This window comes from Stenotrophomonas sp. T8, from assembly GCF_051853085.1.
Classification (GTDB): domain Bacteria; phylum Pseudomonadota; class Gammaproteobacteria; order Xanthomonadales; family Xanthomonadaceae; genus Stenotrophomonas; species Stenotrophomonas sepilia.
Window position 1 is genome coordinate 433,105 of record NZ_CP195329.1, and the last position, 14,891, is coordinate 447,995.

Annotated in this window: 16 protein-coding genes; 7 read left to right on the forward strand and 9 right to left on the reverse strand. The window is 68.6% G+C overall.

Annotated elements, in window-relative coordinates:
• Complete coding sequence (pip, locus tag ACSDHM_RS01930; RefSeq protein ID WP_439426608.1) at positions 1 to 942, forward strand: prolyl aminopeptidase; 942 nt, start codon at positions 1 to 3, stop codon at positions 940 to 942.
• A 147-nt stretch (positions 943 to 1,089) separates the two neighbouring features.
• Here the strand turns inward: pip and ACSDHM_RS01935 are convergent, their stop codons facing one another.
• Positions 1,090 to 1,974 carry a LysR family transcriptional regulator gene (locus ACSDHM_RS01935; RefSeq protein WP_111008009.1) on the reverse strand — a complete coding sequence of 295 codons (885 nt, stop codon included), beginning with the start codon at positions 1,972 to 1,974 and terminating at the stop codon, positions 1,090 to 1,092.
• A gap of 105 nt (positions 1,975 to 2,079) precedes the next feature.
• On the opposite strand from ACSDHM_RS01935, the gene ACSDHM_RS01940 reads away from it, so the two are divergent.
• Complete coding sequence (locus tag ACSDHM_RS01940; RefSeq protein ID WP_439426609.1) at positions 2,080 to 3,492, forward strand: MFS transporter; 1,413 nt, start codon at positions 2,080 to 2,082, stop codon at positions 3,490 to 3,492.
• 135 nt (positions 3,493 to 3,627) lie between these two features.
• Here the strand turns inward: ACSDHM_RS01940 and ACSDHM_RS01945 are convergent, their stop codons facing one another.
• The 4 genes from ACSDHM_RS01945 to ACSDHM_RS01960 are packed head-to-tail and all read right to left on the reverse strand — an operon-like array spanning position 3,628 to position 6,482.
• Positions 3,628 to 4,425 carry an N-formylglutamate amidohydrolase gene (locus ACSDHM_RS01945; protein ID WP_414604852.1) on the reverse strand — a complete coding sequence of 266 codons (798 nt, stop codon included), beginning with the start codon at positions 4,423 to 4,425 and terminating at the stop codon, positions 3,628 to 3,630.
• Positions 4,418 to 4,972: an NUDIX hydrolase gene (locus tag ACSDHM_RS01950; RefSeq protein ID WP_061480126.1), complete on the reverse strand. Its 555-nt coding sequence runs from the start codon at positions 4,970 to 4,972 to the stop codon at positions 4,418 to 4,420. Before ACSDHM_RS01950 ends, ACSDHM_RS01945 begins: the two co-directional genes overlap by 8 nt.
• Entirely contained in the window at positions 4,969 to 5,904 is a 936-nt protein-coding gene (locus ACSDHM_RS01955; protein WP_088496471.1) for a 5'-3' exonuclease, read from the reverse strand. The genes ACSDHM_RS01950 and ACSDHM_RS01955 overlap by 4 nt, the downstream gene beginning before the upstream one ends.
• Positions 5,901 to 6,482: a nitroreductase family protein gene (locus ACSDHM_RS01960; RefSeq protein WP_061480136.1), complete on the reverse strand. Its 582-nt coding sequence runs from the start codon at positions 6,480 to 6,482 to the stop codon at positions 5,901 to 5,903. Before ACSDHM_RS01960 ends, ACSDHM_RS01955 begins: the two co-directional genes overlap by 4 nt.
• Positions 6,483 to 6,813: 331 nt before the next feature.
• Here ACSDHM_RS01960 and ACSDHM_RS01965 point away from each other — a divergent pair, with 331 nt between their 5' ends.
• Both ACSDHM_RS01965 and ACSDHM_RS01970 read left to right on the forward strand, forming a co-directional pair.
• Positions 6,814 to 9,135: a DUF1631 domain-containing protein gene (locus ACSDHM_RS01965; RefSeq protein WP_088496470.1), complete on the forward strand. Its 2,322-nt coding sequence runs from the start codon at positions 6,814 to 6,816 to the stop codon at positions 9,133 to 9,135.
• Positions 9,136 to 9,186: 51 nt separating this feature from the next.
• Entirely contained in the window at positions 9,187 to 10,266 is a 1,080-nt protein-coding gene (locus tag ACSDHM_RS01970; RefSeq protein WP_111008006.1) for an NAD(P) transhydrogenase subunit alpha, read from the forward strand.
• 101 nt (positions 10,267 to 10,367) lie between these two features.
• Here the strand turns inward: ACSDHM_RS01970 and ACSDHM_RS01975 are convergent, their stop codons facing one another.
• The 3 genes from ACSDHM_RS01975 to ACSDHM_RS01985 are packed head-to-tail and all read right to left on the reverse strand — an operon-like array spanning position 10,368 to position 11,740.
• A complete protein-coding gene (locus ACSDHM_RS01975; protein ID WP_053500492.1) occupies positions 10,368 to 10,829 on the reverse strand; it encodes a DUF3106 domain-containing protein in 462 nt (153 codons plus the stop codon).
• Positions 10,830 to 10,832: 3 nt separating this feature from the next.
• Positions 10,833 to 11,159, reverse strand: a complete 327-nt coding sequence (locus ACSDHM_RS01980) for a hypothetical protein (RefSeq protein WP_111008004.1) — start codon at positions 11,157 to 11,159, stop codon at positions 10,833 to 10,835.
• Positions 11,156 to 11,740: an RNA polymerase sigma factor gene (locus ACSDHM_RS01985; protein ID WP_111008003.1), complete on the reverse strand. Its 585-nt coding sequence runs from the start codon at positions 11,738 to 11,740 to the stop codon at positions 11,156 to 11,158. The genes ACSDHM_RS01980 and ACSDHM_RS01985 overlap by 4 nt, the downstream gene beginning before the upstream one ends.
• 98 nt (positions 11,741 to 11,838) lie before the next feature.
• Here ACSDHM_RS01985 and ACSDHM_RS01990 point away from each other — a divergent pair, with 98 nt between their 5' ends.
• The gene (locus ACSDHM_RS01990; RefSeq protein ID WP_005415382.1) at positions 11,839 to 12,159 is read left to right on the forward strand and encodes an NAD(P) transhydrogenase subunit alpha; all 321 of its coding nucleotides are present in this window, start codon (positions 11,839 to 11,841) and stop codon (positions 12,157 to 12,159) included.
• Positions 12,156 to 13,616 carry an NAD(P)(+) transhydrogenase (Re/Si-specific) subunit beta gene (locus ACSDHM_RS01995; RefSeq protein WP_072167909.1) on the forward strand — a complete coding sequence of 487 codons (1,461 nt, stop codon included), beginning with the start codon at positions 12,156 to 12,158 and terminating at the stop codon, positions 13,614 to 13,616. Before ACSDHM_RS01990 ends, ACSDHM_RS01995 begins: the two co-directional genes overlap by 4 nt.
• 176 nt (positions 13,617 to 13,792) lie before the next feature.
• Here the strand turns inward: ACSDHM_RS01995 and ACSDHM_RS02000 are convergent, their stop codons facing one another.
• Entirely contained in the window at positions 13,793 to 14,212 is a 420-nt protein-coding gene (locus tag ACSDHM_RS02000; protein WP_032953950.1) for a membrane protein, read from the reverse strand.
• A gap of 122 nt (positions 14,213 to 14,334) precedes the next feature.
• Between ACSDHM_RS02000 and sufT the strand changes: the two genes are divergently transcribed.
• Positions 14,335 to 14,886 (forward strand): putative Fe-S cluster assembly protein SufT, encoded by a 552-nt coding sequence (sufT, locus tag ACSDHM_RS02005; RefSeq protein ID WP_005415385.1) that lies wholly within the window; start codon positions 14,335 to 14,337, stop codon positions 14,884 to 14,886.
• The last annotated feature ends 5 nt before the right edge of the window (positions 14,887 to 14,891 follow it).

Consider the following 14,891-nt stretch of genomic DNA (forward strand, 5'->3'; position numbering starts at 1 on the left):
ATGCGTACGCTGTACCCCGCCATCACCCCCTACGACGTCGGCACCCTGAAGGTCGACGACCGCCACACGCTGTACTTCGAACAGTGCGGCAACCCGGAAGGCAAGCCGGTGGTGATGCTGCATGGTGGCCCGGGTGGCGGCTGCAGCGACAAGATGCGCCAGTTCCACGACCCATCCAAGTACCGCATCATCCTGTTCGACCAGCGCGGTGCTGGCCGTTCCACCCCGCACGCGGATCTGGTGGACAACACCACCTGGGACCTCGTCGCCGATATCGAGAAGCTGCGCGAGCACCTGAAGGTCGATCGCTGGCAGGTGTTCGGTGGCAGCTGGGGCTCGACCCTGGCCCTGGCCTATTCCGAAACCCACCCGCAGCGCGTGACCGAACTGGTCCTGCGCGGCATCTTCATGCTGCGTCGCTGGGAGCTGGAATGGTTCTACCAGGAAGGCGCCAACCGCCTGTTCCCGGATGCGTGGGAGCACTACCTCAAGCCGATCCCGTCGGTGGAGCGTCATGACCTGATCTCGGCCTTCCACCGCCGCCTGACCAGCGACGACGAAACCACCCGCCTGGAAGCGGCCAAGGCGTGGGCGGTGTGGGAAGGCGCGACCAGCTTCCTGCATGTGGATGATGACTTCATCAACAGCCACGAAGACCCGCATTTCGCGCTGGCGTTTGCCCGCATCGAGAACCACTACTTCGTCAACGGCGGCTTCTTCGAAGTGGAAGACCAGCTGCTGCGCGACGCGCACCGCATCGCCGACATCCCGGGCGTGATCGTGCACGGCCGCTACGACGTCGTCTGCCCGCTGGCCAATGCCTGGGATCTGACCAAGGTGTGGCCGAAGGCGAAGCTGGAAATCACCCCGGCCTCGGGCCACTCGGCGTTCGAGGCCGAGAACGTGGACGCGCTGGTGCGCGCCACCGATAGCTTCGCCTGACCGGTAGTGCCGGCCGCTGGCCGGCAACGCCGCACCGGTAGCGCCGGGCATGGCCCGACGCTGCCAACCCCATCCACGCATGGCGTGGATCTACCGCAGTCCACACGTGAAACGTCTGGATTTGCAGGCGCCGGCCAGCGGTCGGCGCTACCAGTCCCCAGCCAGCAACGCGTCGGCCAGTACCTGCAGCTTCGGCGAATGCTGGCGCGACGGTGGGTAGATCAGTGACAGCGCGCGGCTGCGGCCTTCAAACGGCTGCAGCACGCGCAGCAGGCGGCCGTCGGCCAAGGCGTCGGCCACCGCGAAATCCATCACCTGCACGATGCCGATGCCGGCGATCGCCGCTTCCACCAGCGGATCGCCGCTGTCGAACACCATCCGCGCCGGTGGCGTGAAGTCGTGAAGCTGGCCGTCCTGCAGGAACTGCCAGTCCACCAGCCGGCCACTGCGCAGGTTGCGCACCGCCAGGCAGGCATGATCCCGCAAGGCGGCCACATCGTCGGGCGCGCCACAGCGGTCGAGGTAGTCCGGGCTGGCCACCGTCACCCAGCGCAGCGGCCGCAGTGGCCGCGCGACGATGCGCTGGTCGGCGATGACGCCGGTGCGCAGCGCGGCATCGAAGCCTTCCTCGACCAGATCGACCAGGCGGTCGTTGAGCACGGCTTCCACCTGCAGTTGCGGGTGCTGCTGCAGCATCGGCCCCAGCAGCGGTACCAGCACCTTGCGCCCGAACATCGAGGGCGCACTGATCTTCAGGGTGCCCGAGGGTGTGCACGGACGGTCGGCCAACTGGCGTTCGGCGTCCTCGAGACCGCACAGCAGGGGCGCGACCTGATCGACGAACTGGCGACCATCCGGGGTCAGCGCCACGTTGCGGGTGTTTCGCTGCAGCAGCTTCACCCCCAGCGTGGCCTCCAGCCGACTGATCGCGCGCGACAGGCCTGACTGGCTCAGGCCCAGCTGCCCGGCGGCGACGGTGAAACTGCGTGCTTCGGCCACCTGCACCAGCATGCGCACGGCATTGAGGTCCATCGAGGTTCCATTCATGCTGAAAATCATGACAGATATGGGCGGAATGGGGTTTATTGATAGCTCTGCATCAATGAGACTGCGCTCCCCCACAGCACCGGACCGTCGATGCCTCCCCTCAAGTACCCGCGCTGGGCGCTGGCCCTGCTGGCCACCGCCCAGCTGATCATCGCCCTGGACGCCACCATCATCTTCGTCGCCCTGCATGACATGGGGCGCGCGCTGGAGATCAACGCACAGCAGCTGCAATGGGTGGTCAGTGCCTACACCGTGGCCTTTGGCGGCAGCCTGCTGCTGGGCGGGCGTGCCGCCGACCTGATCGGCCGCCGCCGCTTCTACCGGCTGGGCATGCTGCTGTTCGCACTGGCATCGCTGCTCGGCGCGCTGGCGCCGAACGCCACCCTGCTGATCATCGCGCGTGCGGCGCAGGGCATCGGCGCGGCATTGCTGTTCCCTTCCACGCTGGCGCTGATCAACACGTTGTATGCGGAAGGTCCGGTGCGCAACCGTGCACTTGCGATCTGGAGCATGGCCAGCGCGGTGGGCCTGGCGCTGGGCACGCTGCTCGGTGGCGTGCTGACCCAGGCGTTCGGCTGGCCGGCGGTGCTGGCGGTGATCGTGCCGCTGGCCACCACCTGCGCGGTGACTGCGGGTGCGTGGTTGCCGGCCGATGGCCCGCGTGCGCAGGGCCGCTCGTTCGATCTGGCCGGCTGCATCACCGTCACTGCCGGCGGCAGCCTGCTGGTCACTACCCTCGTGCAAGGGCCGGAGTGGGGCTGGACTGCGCCGGCCACGCTGGGCTGCCTGCTGCTGTCGGTGCTGTTGCTGGTGGCGTTCGTGCAGATCGAACAGCGCAGCCGCGATCCGCTGATGCAGTTCGCGTTGCTGCGGCTGCCCGGACTGCGCGCGGCACTGGGCCTGACCTTCGCCTTCATGAGCAGCTATGGGGTGCAGTACTACTTCATGGCGCTGTACTTCCAGGACGGCTACGGCTGGAGCCCGCTGCAGGCCGGCCTGGCGTTCCTGCCCGCCACTGCGGTGTGCACGGTCGGCATCCAGCTGGCCGAGTGGACGCTGCAGCGCAGGAGCGCGCGCAAGGTGCTGGTGATCGGGCAGCTGGCCGGCGCCATCGGTATCGCCTGGGTGGCCGCGACGCTGCCGCACGGCGCGAACTTCTGGCCGCTGCTGCCGGGCGTGGTAGTGCTGAGCATCGGCCAGGGCATGACCTGGACCTCGATGTGGATCGTGGCCGGGCAGGGCGTGCCGTCCGCACAGCAGGGTGTTGCATCTGGCATGGCGGCGACCGCGCAGCAGATCGGTGGTGCGCTGGGCCTGGCCGTGCTGGTGATGGTGGCCAATGCCGATGCCGGTACAGCCGGTTCGCCGAGTGCACTGGCCGGGCTGGTGCGCGCCGAATACGGTGCCGCCTTGTTTTCACTGTTCGGCGTGGTGATCGCGCTGGGCCTGCGCCCGGCACCGGCCGAATCGGCCGCCACCGTCTGCCCGGCCAACGAGGCATGATTGAAGGGGTTGCCGTGGGGGGATGTGCCGCGCCTGTGGTAGTGCCGGCCGCTGGCCGGCAACCTCGGGGTGGTTGGATCACTGAGGTTGCCGGCCAGCGGCCGGCCTACCGATACGGGATGGAACCACGCGCGTTCAACCCAGCGCCAGCAACTCCGGTTGCAGCGCGCTGAAGATCCGCGCCAACCGCTCGGCCCACGCCTGCTGCCCTGCCATATCGGCAATGAGGTCCTGGCGGATCTCCAGTTCCACGTGCACCAGCCCGCGGCCTTCGCCATGCACCGGCACCGCGTAGTCGCTGGTACTGCTGACCGAATACGGTTCGTTGTCCCCCACCACCAGGTCGCCTTCGTCGCGCAATGCCTGCAGCAGTGCATGGGCAAAACGCATGTCCTGGTGGTACAGCACGCCGGCGTGCCAGGGCCGCTGCGTGCCGTTCATCACGGGGGTGAAGCTGTGCATCATCACCAGCAGGGTGGGCTGGCCGGCATCACGGCGCGCATCAAGCTCGGTCTCGATGCGTGCATGGTACGGCGCGTGGACCGCATCGATGCGCTGCTGGCGCTGCGCCGCCGACAGCCCGGCATTGCCCGGCACCACGGTGTGGTCGCTCACCTCCGGAATCAGCGTCGGTGAGGCCAGTGGGCGGTTGCAGTCGATCAGCAGCCGCGAGTACGTCTGTTCGATCGCCCAGGCATCGAGCCGTTCGGCCAGTGCACGGGTGGTGCCGGCGATGCCGATGTCCCAGCCGATATGGCGGTCCAGCTCGGCCTGGGGCAGGCCGAGCCCGGTCAGCGCACGCGGCACCTGCTGGCCAGCGTGGTCGGCCAGCAGGAGGTAGGGCGAGACGCCCTGCGCCCGGTGGATCGTGTAGATCGCCGGGTCGTCGGCGCCGAGCAACGCAGGCAGCCTGTGCAGGTCAGCGTCAGCCACGCGGGCGCCCGTCCAGGTGGTGCTCGATCATCCACAGCCCGGCCCAGAGCTTGGCGTCCAGCTCGTAGCCTTCGCCCATCTTCTGCACCAGCCACGCTGCAGCCTCATTGCGTGGAATCTCGTGCACGGTGATGTCCTCGCTGTCATCACCGCCCCCTTCGCCGATGCGGCGCAGGCCGGTGGCGCGCACGAAGGCGATCTTCTCGCTGCTGGCGCCGGAAGACGTCGGGCCGATCATCAGCACTTCGGCGTGATCGGCGGTCCAACCTGTTTCTTCTTCCAGTTCACGCACCGCCGAGACTTCGATCGATTCGCCGGCGTGGATGTCGCCGACCAGGCCGGCCGGCATTTCGATGGTGGGCGCCTGCAGCGGTACACGGAACTGTTCGACGAACAGCACCTTGTCCTCCGGGGTGACGGCGATGATGATCGCGGCCAGGCCACCGGCATGGGTGCGTTCGCTGTACTCCCAGGTACCGCGCACCAGCATGCGCTGGTACTTGCCTTCGTAGACGACGCGCGGGGCTTCGGTATTGCGCTGGCTCATGCGGGCTCGCTGTGGGAGGGAAGAGGATCGGCCACGCCGGCGGCGTCGAACAGCCGGCGGCGGGTCATCGGGCCGAAGCGCAGGGTCTGGCACAGGCCACCGAGCAGCTCTGGATCGGCCGATTGGCGCAGCAGTCCGGGCTGGCTGCCCTCCAACGGCGCGTCCAGCGCGATGGTGGTCAGCTGGCGCCAGAGCTGGGCGTGCTCGCGCTGCTCGCGCAGCCGCACTGCCATCTGTGCAGCGCCACGCAGGCGCAGGAACGGCACTTCGTCCAGTCGTTCGAACAGCGCATCCATGCTGCCGAAATGGGCCAGCAGCACGGCGGCCGATTTGCTGCCGACGCCACTGACACCGGGAATGTTGTCCACCGCATCGCCACACAGCGCCAGGTAGTCGGCGATCTGGTGCGCGTGCACGCCGTGCCGCGCCTTCACCCCGGCCACGTTCCAGCGCTGGTTGCGGGCGTAGTCCCACTGCTCGTCATGGTCGACCAGCAGCTGCGACAGGTCCTTGTCGGCGGAGATGATCACCCCGCGATGGCTGCCCCGGTGTACGTGCAGGGCGCTGCCGATCAGGTCGTCGGCCTCGTAGTCGTGGTGGGCCAGGACCGCAAGGCCCAGCGCCGCGCACAGCGCCTTGCAGTGCACGAACTGGCGCTTGAGCGCCTCCGGTGCCGGCTCGCGGTTGGCCTTGTAGGCCGGATACAGCCGGTGGCGGAAACCGCTGTCGAGCGCTTCGTCGAAGGCGATGGCGATGTGCCGCGGGCGCTCGCGCTCGAGCAGGTCCAGCAGGAAGCGGGCGAAGCCGTGCACCGCATTGGTGGGCCAGCCCTGTGCGTCCTGGAACTGGTCTGGCAGTGAATGCCAGGCACGGAACACGTAGATGCTGGCATCAACCAGGTACAGCGACGGCGGGGCGGCCGGCAGGGTCATGCCGGGGGCGTCCAGTCGCGCAGCAGGGCCGCCGGGTCGGGGCGCTCGCGCTCGGGTACGTCGGCCTTGGGCGTACCGATGTGGATGAAGCCGGCGATGCGTTCGCCGTCGACCAGGCCCAGGTGGGCCTGCACGGCTGGATCGAAGGCCATCCAGGCGGTCAGCCACTGTGCGCCGAAACCCAGCGCCTGCGCGGCCTGCAGCAGGGCGAAACAGACGCAGCCGGCGGTCATCAGCTGTTCCTGTTCGGGCACCTTCGGGTCCGGCCGCGGGCTGGCCACCACCACGATCACCAGCGGTGCGTGGCTGAAACGCTGGCGGTCCTTCTCGAACACGGCCTCGCCCGCATGTGGGTCGCGCTGGCGGCTGCGTTCAGCCAGGAACTCGCCCAGAGTGTGACGTGCATCGCCTGCGATTTTCAGGAAGCGGAACGGCACGCGCTTGCCGTGGTCGGGCACGCGCACCGCCGAGGCCAGCATCCGCTGCAGGGTGGCCGGGTCCGGCCCGGGCTCGCCCAGTTGCCGCGAGGGCACCGAGCGGCGGGCATCCAGGGCGAGCAGGGCAGCAGGATCGGGCATGGAGTCTGAACCGGTCATCACGGGCGTTTGATTATAGTCGGGGTGGTCAATGACGCCGTTTGTGTCGCGTCCGGCCCTTGAATACCAAACTGTGATGAACATCATGCCACTGGCGGGAAACGGACAGCCGCTTCCCCTCGCCTCGTGGGCCTTGCACGGCTTACGATATCTGTCTTGCCGGGCCGCCGGTCATGAGGTTTGAAGTGAGGACTGTTTCACTGTCCGTGACGGGCTGGCCGGCCTACCATCGACGTTCCGGTACATGGGGTGTGCCGGAAGCCGCGATGTCCATGCTGTCTGTCGTACCAGAGAAGGTGGGGAGCCTTCCCGAATGATGAGCGTGCCCACACCGATGGGATCGCCGGGCCGTGACCCGGCCCAGCTCCAGCGTGCCCGGGACATGGTCCTGCCCGCGCTGTGCCAGGCCTTCGGGGCGGCACTGGCGCGTTTCGACGATGCCCTGTTCGACCGCGCCGGCAATGCCGGCTCGTCGCAGTTGCTGTTCCTGGACGCGATGCGCGAACTGCGCCGGCGCCGTGAGGACATCGCGGCCGCTTTCGCAGGCCACCTGCAGCAGGCCTGGGCCGCATTGGAGGCTGGTGAGCCGCTGTCAGCCGAGGCGACCCTGTCCGGGCCGGCCGAGGATGGGCTCAGCCTGCTGGCCGAGCATGTGCTGGAATCCCGGTTGGCGGTGCGCAATTTCGCCACTGTGTTGCTGCGTGACTTCAAGCCGGTGCTGGCGCGGCTGGATCGCCGCCTGGGCCGGTTGATCGGCGGCGCGGAACTGGACGCCGACCACAATCCGATCAGCCCCGAACACCTGGGCGTGGCCATCCACGAGGCCTTTGCCGGCTGTGAACTGGCCCCGGAAGTGCATCTGGTGCTGATCAAGCTGTGCGAGCGCGACCTGCGTGCACCAGTCGGTCGCATCTACGAGAAGCTGGACGAGCAGCTGGCCGCAGCCGGCGTGATGTCGCAGATGGGGGCTCCGCAGCGCCCACAACCGCCGGCACCGGATCCGCGCATGGCCGGGATGCTGGATGACCTGGTCGAGCATCGCCACGGCGTGGGCGTCGATCCGGGGTTCAGCGATGACGAGCAGGCCGCACCGGCCTGGGCGCAGCGCTTCGCCGCCCGCTGGTCCGAGCGCCGCGGGCATATGCAGCAGCACCTGGGCGGCGATGACGGCGCCACCGGCGAGGCCTACGCTGGCCAGCAGGGCATGCTGCTGGAAGCGCTGCACGAACTGCTGCAGCAGACCCGCCACGTGCGTGAGGATGCCACGTCTGCGGCGCAGGTGGCGGTTGGCCAGCAGCGCCCGCTCAGCCAGCGCGAAATGATGTCGGTGCTGTCGCTGCTGCAGGCCACGCCCAGCGCCACCCTGCGCGCGGCCATCGGCGAGGACGGCGAATCGCTGGCCCAGCGCCTGAAGAGCGAAGTGCTGTCCAGCGCCACCCAGCTTGGCGTCGATCCGGGCCAGACCCGGCTGGACCCGCAGGATGAGGACGCCATCGACCTGGTCGGCATGCTGTTCGACGTGATGCTGGACGAGCGCGAATTGGAAGGCCGCTCGCGCGAACTGATCGGCCGCCTGGTGGTGCCTTTCGTCAAGGTCGCCATGCTCGACCGCCGCATGTTCGTGCAGAAGACCCACCCGGCGCGCAAGCTGCTCAACTCGCTGGCCGAGGCCTGCGAGGGCAACACCGGCGAGAGCCAGGCCGAGCGCATGCTGATGGCCAAGGTCGAAGAGATCATCGAGCGCCTGGTGGCCGAGTTCAACGAGAACCTGGCGATCTTCCTGACCCTGGAAGAGGAATTCCGCGAGTTCCTGGTGCAGCATCGTCGCCGGGTGGAAATCGCCGAGCGCCGTGCCGCAGAAACGCAGCGCGGCCAGGAAAAGCTGGAGATGGCCCGCAGCCGGGCCGGTGCGGAACTGGACCGCCGCATCGGTGACGCCACGCTGCCGCCGGCCATTGCCGAGTTCCTGCGCCAGCCGTGGCAGCATCATCTGACCCTGGCGCTGCTGCGCGAGGGAGAAGAAGGCGCGTCGGTGGCCGAGGCATTGAGCCTTGGCGATGGCCTGCTTGAGGAAGTGGCCGAGGCCCGCCGCCAGATCGTCGGCAAGCCGTGGCTGCAGGCCTGGCAGCCGGTGCTGGCCAAGGTGTTTGCCAGCGTCGGCGTGCACGGCGATGCGGCCACCGCCGCCATTGATGCCCTGCATGACACCCTGCAGGGCATCGCCGAATCGCGGCCGGAACTGCAGCGTGCGCTGCCGGAGCTGCCGCAGGTTGCCTTGCCGGCGCCGCCAGTGGCTGAATCGCCGGCGGTTGAGCTTGGCGGGCAGATTGACGCCGACGATTTCGACAACGCCGATGCCGACCGCTTCCGCCGCATGGAAATCGGCAACTGGCTGGACTTCATCGACAAGGATGGCAAGGTGCAGGCGGGCAAGCTGTCCTGGGTCAGCCCGATTTCCTCGCGCCTGCTGTTCGTCAACCGTCGCGGCGTGCGCTTCTGCGTGGCCTCGCCTGAAGAGCTGGCGGTGATGATGCGGCTGGGTCGCCTGCGTGCCCACGTTGATGATGGCGCCTTCGACAGCGCCATGCAGGGCGTGATCGATCGCCTCGACCCGGGCAGCGCCACGCTGCACTGAGCGGGTGCCGCCTGCTAGGATCGGGAAACTCACCGATCAGCGGGGATCTGCATGGCCGTGGCGTTGCTGGGGATCAAGGAGACCGCGCCGGGCGAACGGCGCGTGGCACTGACGCCGGAGACCGCGCGCAGGCTCGGGGCCTTGGGCATTGCCGTCTGGTATGAGGCGGGCGCGGGTTTGGCCGCTGGTTTCACCGACGCCGCCTATGACGATGCCGGTGCACGCGTCTTCGACGCGGGCCGCTGGGCCGAGATCGATATCCTGCTGTGCGTGCAGGCCCCCCCTGCGGCGGTGCTGGAACAGCTCAAGCCCGGCGCCAGCGTGGTCGGCCTGCTGGCCCCGGCCAGCGATCCGGCGCTGGCCGCGCTGGCGGCCGATGGTCGCCTGCAGCTGTTCGCGCTGCAGCAGCTGCCGCGCACCACCCGTGCGCAGGCGATGGATGTACTCAGTTCGCAGGCCGGCATGGCCGGCTACAAGGCGGCGCTGATCGCCGCCGAACGCGCGCCGCGCTTCTTCCCGATGCTGACCACTGCTGCCGGCACCGTGCGGCCGGCCAAGGTGCTGGTGATCGGTGCCGGCGTGGCGGGCCTGCAGGCCATCGCCACCGCGCGCCGCCTCGGTGCACAGGTGGAAGGCTTCGACGTGCGCCCGGAAACCCGCGAGCAGATCCAGTCACTGGGCGCACGCTTCCTCGACCTCGGGGTCAGCGCGGCGGGCGAGGGAGGCTATGCGCGGGCGCTGACCGATGACGAGCGCGCCGAGCAGCAGCGTCGGCTGGCCGACCACCTGCGCAGTGTGGACGTGGTGATCTGCACGGCTGCGGTACCGGGCCGCCCGGCACCGACCATCGTGACCGCCGCGATGGTGGAAGGCATGGCCACCGGCAGCGTCATTGTTGATCTGGCGGCGGAAAGTGGCGGCAACTGCGCACTGACCCTGCCGGGGCAGTGCATCGAACACCAGGGCGTGACCATCGACGGTCCGCTGGGCCTGGCCAGCCGCGGCGCGACCCAGGCCAGCGAGATGTATGCGCGCAACCTGCTCAACTTCGTTGCGCTGTTTGTGCGCGAAGGCCAGCTCGGGTTCGACTGGGACGACGAGCTGCTGGCGAAGACGCGCTGGCAGGGGTGAACCTCATTGCCTCCTGTAGAGCCGAGCCCATGCTCGGCTTGCGCAGGCGCGATAGAGCAGCAGAGCGTGGGCTCGGCTCCACAAAGGGTTGAACGTTGCCTTTACCGCGGCTTCGCCGGCGGCGGATTCTCCCGCACCCAGTCCTTGCGTTGCTCCGGCGTCATCTGCGACCAGCGCTCGCGCAGTGCGTCGCGCTGCGCGGGCGGCAGATCCCGCATCTGACCGAACAGGGCCCGGGCCTGCTCACGCTGTTCCGGGCTCATGTGCTCGAAGCGGCGCAGGCCGCGGCGGGCCTTGTCGCGTTCCTCCGGGCTCATCGATTGCCAGCGCTGGCCATGCGAGAGCATCCGCTGGCGCTGGCCGGCATCGGCGCTGTTCCAGCGGTCGCGCAGCGGCGCCAGCAAGGATTCCCGCTGCGCTTCACTCAACTGTTCCCAGGCCGGCAGCGGTGGGGCTGGCGCGGGGCGTGCGGCAGGGGCGGGCGCGGCGTTCTGCGCCAATACCGGGAAGGCCGGCAGCAGCAACAGGGTCAACAGCAGCGGCAGGGTATGCAGTCGGGACATGGTTCACTCCATCGCCAGGTCGGTATCGCCCAGCCACAGGTACAGATCGGGATTTTCGTCGTACAGCACGCTGTTGTCTTCCATCGAGGCCAGCACCGGTGCCGGCACGGCGGGCGACAGGGGGCTGTGGCCGCTGAACTGCAGGCCGATCCCCAGCGCCACCACCAGAGAACAGGCGCTGGCCAGCCACCAGCGCCAGCGCCCGTGACGAGCCGCGCTGGCGCCGTGGCGGGCCTGGCGCAACCGTGCCAGCGTGGCCGGCGACAGCGCCTGCAGCGACTGCGCGTGCAGGTTGCGCAGCATGTCATCGGAGGGCAGGGAGCGGTTCACGGGTGGGTCTCCAGGTAGTCCTGCAGCGCCTGCCGGGCGCGTGCCAGATGGGTTTTTACCGCGCCTTCGCTGCAGCCCATGGCGCGGGCGGTGGTGGCCCCGTCCAGGTCCTGCAGCACGCGCAGGGTGAAGGCCTCGCGCTGGCGTGCGGGCAGGGTACGCAGCGCCTGCACCAGTTGCTGGTACTGCTGGCGCTGTTCGTGCGCCTGCGCCGGGTCCGGGCCGGGGTCGGCCCAGTCGATCCCGGCTCCGTCGGCGTCCTGGTTGTCGCGCCAGAACGGCAGGCGGAAACGGCGCCGGCGCTGCAGGTCGATCACACGGCGGCGCAGGATGCTCCAGAACAGGGGCGCCCATTCGGCCGCTGGCTTGTCTGCGTAGTCCAGCATGCGCATCAGCGCGTCCTGCACCGCGTCCATGGCGTCTTCGCGCTGGCGCAGGCCGGCCTCGGCGAAACGGAACGCGCGCGGGCCGACGCTGGCCAGGAACGCCTCCAGCGATGCCGGCAGGGCATCGGTGTCGGCGCTCGGGGGGACGGGGCTGCTCACCAGCACAGGGTACGGTTCCTCGCTCGGGCTCACCATCGACAACGCGTGAGCGTCGCCGCGGTTGACGCCGGGTGCGCGCCGGGTTCAGCCCGTGGTTATGATGGGCCGACGAAGACAGAGCGGGAGCGTTGCCAGTGAGTGACGGGTTCGTAGCGCTGTACATCTTCATGCTGGCGGCCATCGCCGGCCACGTGATCATTTCGCGGGTGCCGGTGATCCTGCATACCCCGCTGATGTCGGGTTCCAACTTCATCCACGGCATCGTGCTGATCGGCGCGATGGTGGTGCTGGGGCACGCGCAGACGCCGCTGGAAAAGGCGCTGGGCTTCCTTGCCGTGGTGCTCGGTGCCGGCAATGCCGCCGGTGGCTACGTGGTCACCGCGCGCATGCTGGAGATGTTCAAGCCGAGCGCGCCCAAGGGCGGCAGGGACGAACCGAAGGAGCCACAGGCTTGAACATCAGCACCGTCGAACTGCTCGACTGGCTGGTCAAGGCCAGCTACCTCGTCGCCGCCACGCTGTTCCTGCTGGGTCTGCAGCGCATGGCTTCGCCGCTGACCGCGCGCAGCGGCATCCGCTGGGCCGGGCTGGGCATGCTGCTGGCCACGGTGGCGACCTTCTTCCTGCCTGAACTGCACAACGTGCCGCTGATCCTGGTCGCACTGCTGCTGGGCGCGGGCCTGGCCTGGTGGTCGGCCGGCAAGGTGGCCATCACCGACATGCCGCAGATGGTGGCGTTGTACAACGGCATGGGCGGTGGCTCGGCGGCGGCGATCGGTGCGGTGGAACTTCTGCGCTATGCCTTCCTTGCCAACCGCGATACCCGCCATTGGAGCGAGCAGGCGCTGGCCGACCTGGCCGCGCGCCAGCCCTCGGGCATGGTGCTGCTGCTGGCGGTGGTCGGCGCGGCGATCGGTGCGGTCTCGCTGTCCGGTTCGGTGATCGCCTGGGCCAAACTGGACGGACGCCTGGACAAGCGCGTGACCTGGCCCGGCCAGCAGCTGATGAACCTGATGGTGGCACTGGCGGTGGCGGTGCTGGCGATCATCGCGGCCAGCACGCTAAACACCTCGGCAATCGTCGCCTTCTTCGTGCTGGCGCTGGCACTGGGCGTGCTGATGACGTTGCCGATCGGTGGCGCCGACATGCCGGTGGTGATCTCGCTGTACAACGCATTCACCGGCCTGGCGGTGTCCTTCGAAGGTTATGTGCTGGGCAATGAGGCGCTGATCATCGCCGGCATGATGGTCGGCGCGGCCGGCATTCTGCTGACCCGGTTGATGGCCAAGGCGATGAACCGGCCGATCCGCAACGTGCTGTTCTCCAACTTCGGCGGCGGTGCCGGCGGCGAGGCACAGGCGATCACCGGCGCGCAGAAGCCCATCGAAGCGTCGGACGTCGCGGCGATGATGGCCTTTGCCGAGCGCGTGGTGATCGTGCCCGGCTACGGCATGGCGGTGGCGCAGGCCCAGCACAAGATCTGGGAACTGGCGCAGCGGCTGGGCCAGCGTGGCGTGAAAGTGAAGTTCGCGATCCACCCGGTGGCCGGGCGCATGCCCGGGCACATGAACGTGCTGCTGGCCGAGGCCGGCGTGCCCTACGATCTGATCGCCGACATGGACGACATCAACCCCGAGTTCGCCAATACCGACGTGGTGCTGGTGATCGGTGCCAACGACGTGGTCAATCCGGTGGCGCGGACCGACCCGGCCAGCCCGATCTACGGCATGCCGGTGCTGGACGTGGTCAACGCGCGCAACGTGGTGGTGATCAAGCGTGGCAAGGGCACCGGTTTTGCCGGCATCGAGAATGCGCTGTTCTACGCCGACAACACCCGCATGCTCTATGGCGACGGCGCCGAAGCGGCGGCCTCGCTGGTGAGTGAACTGAAGGCGCTCGACGGCGGGCATTGAGTTGAGGACCGGGGTCGGATCCCTTTCCGCAGGAAAGGGCTCTGCCCCCCTTGCCGGCCAGCGGCCGGCACTACCCCATCCGCGCGTGGTGGCTGCAGCGGGTAGGTGCGGTCCCTGGTCCGCACGCCTTTGCCGGCCAGCGGCCGGCACTACCGAATCCACGAATCTCTACGCGCTCAGCGCGCCAGCCAGGCACCTACGGCCACGGCCACGGCCAGCCACAGCCATTCCACCGCGCCGTTGGCCAGGCTGATCAGGGTCCAGGCCAGGTGCGGGCCCATCCGCGTGGTGGCATCCCACAGGTCCAGGCCGATCGAGCCGCCCATCCAGGCGCTGGCGATGGCCCAGTTGGCCACGGCGGCCACCAGCAGGGTGCCGAGCACGACCAGGGCGACGCGCAGCCGGCCTGGGCCCAGCGTGCCCAGGCGCAGCATGAACACCAGTTCCAGGGCGGCCAGCACCGCCATCCAGCCGACCTGCCGGCCGGTCATCAGCGCCAGGACCATCCAGGCGAGGGGAGCGACAAACAGGCCCAGCAGCAGCATGAGGGGCCAGAGCCAGGTCACGGTCCTGGCACGCGCGGCATTGGAGGACATCGAAGCTCCCAGAAGATCACCCACAGGATACTGTGGTTTGCCGCAGTGCACCGGCGGTGCGGGGGCGGCTGGGCTAGAATGCCGTCTTGCGTGGCCTCGGCCACGGCCCCATATCGGTCCCCATGTATTCCCGTAGCAGCGAACCTGTCCACTTCGAACGCGATTGCGAGGCCGTGATGGTCCCGCAGGGCGACACCGTGACCCTGCCTGCCGGCAGCTATGGGTACATCACCCAGGCGCTGGGCGGCAGTTATTCGGTGTTCGTCGAGGGCAACCTGTTCCGCATCGCCGGCAAGGACGGCGATGCCATCGGCAAGGAGGCACCGGCGCCGCTCGAGTTGCCGGCCGACGCCACCGATGAACAGGTGGAGCAGCTGGTGTGGCAGCAGCTGCGCACCTGCTTCGATCCGGAAATTCCGGTCAACATCGTGGAACTGGGCCTGGTCTATGAAGTCGAGATCAAGCACCTGGATGAGGGCAAGCGCGAGATCGACGTGAAGATGACCCTGACCGCCCCGGGCTGCGGCATGGGCGAGATCCTGGTCGACGACGTGCGCAGCAAGCTTGAAATGATCCCGACGGTGGCCGAGGCCGACGTCGACCTGGTGTTCGACCCGCCGTGGAACCAGCACATGATGTCCGAGGCGGCCCGGCTAGAGACCGGCATGCTTTGACCCAG

Bases quoted from the DNA above. Each gene is read 5' to 3' on its own strand.
- pip (WP_439426608.1), top strand. From the start codon at position 1: ATGCGTACGCTGTACCCCGCCATCACCCCCTACGACGTCGGCACCCTG.
- ACSDHM_RS01935 (WP_111008009.1), bottom strand. From the start codon at position 1,974: ATGGACCTCAATGCCGTGCGCATGCTGGTGCAGGTGGCCGAAGCACGC.
- ACSDHM_RS01940 (WP_439426609.1), top strand. From the start codon at position 2,080: ATGCCTCCCCTCAAGTACCCGCGCTGGGCGCTGGCCCTGCTGGCCACC.
- ACSDHM_RS01950 (WP_061480126.1), bottom strand. From the start codon at position 4,972: ATGAGCCAGCGCAATACCGAAGCCCCGCGCGTCGTCTACGAAGGCAAG.
- ACSDHM_RS01955 (WP_088496471.1), bottom strand. From the start codon at position 5,904: ATGACCCTGCCGGCCGCCCCGCCGTCGCTGTACCTGGTTGATGCCAGC.
- ACSDHM_RS01960 (WP_061480136.1), bottom strand. From the start codon at position 6,482: ATGCCCGATCCTGCTGCCCTGCTCGCCCTGGATGCCCGCCGCTCGGTG.
- ACSDHM_RS01965 (WP_088496470.1), top strand. From the start codon at position 6,814: ATGATGAGCGTGCCCACACCGATGGGATCGCCGGGCCGTGACCCGGCC.
- ACSDHM_RS01970 (WP_111008006.1), top strand. From the start codon at position 9,187: ATGGCCGTGGCGTTGCTGGGGATCAAGGAGACCGCGCCGGGCGAACGG.
- ACSDHM_RS01975 (WP_053500492.1), bottom strand. From the start codon at position 10,829: ATGTCCCGACTGCATACCCTGCCGCTGCTGTTGACCCTGTTGCTGCTG.
- ACSDHM_RS01985 (WP_111008003.1), bottom strand. From the start codon at position 11,740: ATGGTGAGCCCGAGCGAGGAACCGTACCCTGTGCTGGTGAGCAGCCCC.
- ACSDHM_RS02000 (WP_032953950.1), bottom strand. From the start codon at position 14,212: ATGTCCTCCAATGCCGCGCGTGCCAGGACCGTGACCTGGCTCTGGCCC.
- sufT (WP_005415385.1), top strand. From the start codon at position 14,335: ATGTATTCCCGTAGCAGCGAACCTGTCCACTTCGAACGCGATTGCGAG.